The organism is Alcanivorax xiamenensis (genome assembly GCF_009846745.1).
Lineage (GTDB): Bacteria > Pseudomonadota > Gammaproteobacteria > Pseudomonadales > Alcanivoracaceae > Alloalcanivorax > Alloalcanivorax xiamenensis.
The window spans coordinates 1-3,266 of record NZ_AQPF01000095.1; the positions used below are offsets into that span (position 1 = coordinate 1).

Consider the following 3,266-nt stretch of genomic DNA (forward strand, 5'->3'; position numbering starts at 1 on the left):
CTGTGGGAAGCTTGCTTGCAAGCGAATTCTTTCTATCGCGCGTAATCGCTGCCGGCGCGTTCCAGCTTGCGCAGCAGTGCCGGCCAGGTGAGCTTGCTGGCCATGCCCAGGCTCTTGGATTGATCCGAGGTGGTGGCAATGGCTTCGGCGGAAGGCTGGTAAGTCTCGCCCTGAGCCATGGCGCGCACCTGGATCTCGCAGCCCTTCATCAGGAAGTACATGTAGGTGAAGGCTTCACCTACATCCCTGCCCACACTCAGCGTGCCGTGGTTGCGCAGCAGCATCAGATTCTTGTCGCCGAGATCCTTCACCAGACGCTCGCGCTCGTCCAGGTTCAGAGCCACGCCTTCGAAGTCGTGATAGCTGAGATGATCCAGACACAGCATGGCGGTCTGGCTCAATGGCAACAGGCCGTTCTTGTGCGCGCTCACGGCGACGCCGTCGGCGGCGTGCAGGTGCAGGACCGCACCGGCTTCCTCGCGGGCCATGTGTACGGCGCTGTGGATGGTGAAACCGGCCGGGTTGACCCGGTTGGTGGCGCCGGGATCGACGATTTCGCCGTCCTGGTCCACTTTTACCAGGGAAGAGGCGGTGATCTCATCGAACAACATACCGTACGGATTGATCAGGAAATGATGTTCCGGTCCCGGTACACGGGCGGACAGGTGCGTAAACACCAGATCTTCCCAGCCGTAGAGTGAAACCAAACGATAAGCGGCGGCCAGGTCCTTGCGAACTTCCCACTCGGCTTCGGTCATTTGCGGCCGGGCGGTGGCGGTGGCTTGAGACATTGCGGCACCTCATTATTATGAAATTACGTTTCGGGAATATAGCAGGGCGGGACGGTGGCGGCCATACCATGGAGTAGGGAGAGGCGTTGCGGTTTCTCACGCTGATTCGCTGCCCAGGCAGCTTCCCACAGAGGCCTTGTAGGAAGCTGCTTTGGCAGCGAACGGCGTGTCGGCGAGAGCCCTACAACACCAATACCCGCTTACCGCTGAAGTCGTCTTCCACCATATGGCGGTGCGCATCAAGGGCATCGGCGAAGGCAAAGGTCTCCATCGGCAGGGGGCGCAGACGCTCGGCGGCGAACAACGGCGCCAGGCGGTCGTTGAACAGCCCGGCCATGGCGATGCGGCGGTCCAGAGTCTGGCTGCGCATGGTCATGGCGGTGATTTTCAGACGCCGCTGCAGAAACGGGCGCAGGTCCATCATGGTCTGGGCCCCACCCAGCACGCCCACCAGACTCAGCGTGCCTTCGGTGCGCAGGCCCTTGAGCACCTGGCTCCAGTCCGGGCCCACCATATCCATGATCACCGCCACGCCGTCACCGGTGATGCTCTTCAGTTGTTCCGCCAGAGTGTCGTCCTCGGTGACCGTGGCCACCAGCCCCATACCCTCGGCGGTGCGCAGGTTGGCGGGGTTACGGCTGGAACCGAGCGGCCGGGCGCCCAGGGCCGCCGCCAGTTGGGTGCCCGCGAGACCGACGCCGGCGCTGGCCGGGCGGATCAGACACCACTGGCCCGGCTGCAGACCACCGTCCAGGAACAGCGCCCGATAGGCGGTCAGGAAGGCTTCCGGAATGGTGGCGCCAGTGGCGAAGTCCAGATTGTCCGGCAGTGTCAGTGGTTCATCTTCATGCACTACCAGATATTCCGCGTAGGCGCCGCTGGGAATCAGCCCCATGACCCGGTCACCCACCTGGCGATGGGTGACCTTGCTGCCCACGGCCTCCACTTCGCCGGCGTATTCCAGCCCTGGCACCCGCTGGTCGAACCCCGTGGGCGCCGGATACATGCCTTTTACCTGCAAAATATCGGCGCGATTGATGCCCACCGCCCGCACCCGGATGCGCACCTGATCCGGCGCCGGTTCCGGGGTATCAAAGGAACCAAGGGCCATGGTGCCGTCGTTGATTTGCCATGCTTGCATGGATAGCTCTCTCCGTTATCTGTGAATCCCCGTGCTTCCCCTGAACCCGGGAAGGGAAGAAAATAAGGAATTCCATAGGTATACTGGGTTCACCTTTTCATCCGATTTCGTCCCTGAGGTTGGGTCAACACAATAACGATAAAGTGGTCTTCGGGAGAACCCCATGTCCGAATTGCAGTATCCGTTTTCGCAGCCGCCACAACCCGGTGAGCGCCTGCAGGTGGCGCCCGGCGTGTACTGGCTGTACTTTCCCATGCCACTGGCACTGGACCACATTAACCTGTGGTTGCTGGAGGATGGGGACGGCTGGACCCTGGTCGATACCGGATTCGGCACCCGCCACACCCAGAAAATCTGGGCCCAGGCGTTCGATAACGCCCTGGAAGGCCGGCCGATCCGCCGCATCATTGTCACTCATTATCATCCGGACCATGTCGGCCAGGCCGGCTGGCTGGCGCAGCGATTCAATGCACCGGTACGTATGACGCGCGGGGAATGGGAGCTGCTCAATCATTTGCATTCCGCCGAGGACGACACCGTGCGTCAGGACGTGCGCCGCTTCATGGGGTTGCATGGTCTGCATGGGGAGCCGCTGGATGCGCTCAGCGGCCGCGGCAACGGCTTTCGAAAAGTGGTGCCGATCATGCCGCCGACTCCGGAGTTCATCGCTGCCGGCGACGTCATTCAAATCAATGGTCAAACCTGGCGGGTGCACATCGGCCGGGGCCACGCGCCGGAGCACGCCTGCCTGTTCCGTGAACACGATCATGTGTTGATCAGCGGTGATCAGGTGCTGCCGCGCATCTCCAGTAACCTGACCGTGCATGCACGCGACCCGGATGATGACCCGGTCAGCGCTTTCGTCGATTCATTGACGGCGATTAAGAACGCACTACCGGAAGACAGTCTGGTATTGCCCGCCCATGGGCTGGCCTTCCATGGTCTGCACACTCGTATCGATGCTTTGGTCAAACACCATGACGAGCAGTTGAGCGTGGCCGAGGAAGCCTGCGAGAAAGCGCCGCTGACCGCCTACGATCTGCTGCCGCTACTGTTTAAGCGCAAGCTCGACAATAATCAGATGATGTTCGCCATGGGGGAGAGCATCGCGCACCTCAACTGCCTGCACGCCCACGGCCGCGCCACGCGTGCCGACCGCGAGGGCCGGCGCTACTACGCTGCCTGATGGGCCCCTTGTGGGTGCCGCGAAGCCGCTGTGGGAAGCTTGCTGGCAAGCGAATGCCCCAGCGTCGGAAGGGCCGTTCGCCAGCAAGCTGGTCTCCCACAGCCTTTCTACAGGCCCCTGTGGGAAGCTTGCTGGCAAGCGAATGCCC

3 protein-coding genes are annotated in these 3,266 nt (G+C 62.1%); 1 reads left to right on the forward strand and 2 read right to left on the reverse strand.

Annotated elements, in window-relative coordinates; genetic code table 11:
- Positions 1-32 precede the first annotated feature (32 nt).
- Together A6D6_RS21425 and A6D6_RS21430 are read right to left on the reverse strand one after the other, a co-directional pair.
- The gene (locus A6D6_RS21425) at positions 33-791 is read right to left on the reverse strand and encodes a class II aldolase/adducin family protein (RefSeq protein ID WP_133492621.1); all 759 of its coding nucleotides are present in this window, start codon (positions 789-791) and stop codon (positions 33-35) included.
- A gap of 181 nt (positions 792-972) precedes the next feature.
- Complete coding sequence (locus A6D6_RS21430; protein ID WP_159661833.1) at positions 973-1,932, reverse strand: zinc-binding dehydrogenase; 960 nt, start codon at positions 1,930-1,932, stop codon at positions 973-975.
- 163 nt (positions 1,933-2,095) lie between these two features.
- Here A6D6_RS21430 and A6D6_RS21435 point away from each other — a divergent pair, with 163 nt between their 5' ends.
- Positions 2,096-3,118, forward strand: a complete 1,023-nt coding sequence (locus A6D6_RS21435) for an MBL fold metallo-hydrolase (RefSeq protein WP_159661834.1) — start codon at positions 2,096-2,098, stop codon at positions 3,116-3,118.
- Positions 3,119-3,266: the final 148 nt, after the last annotated feature.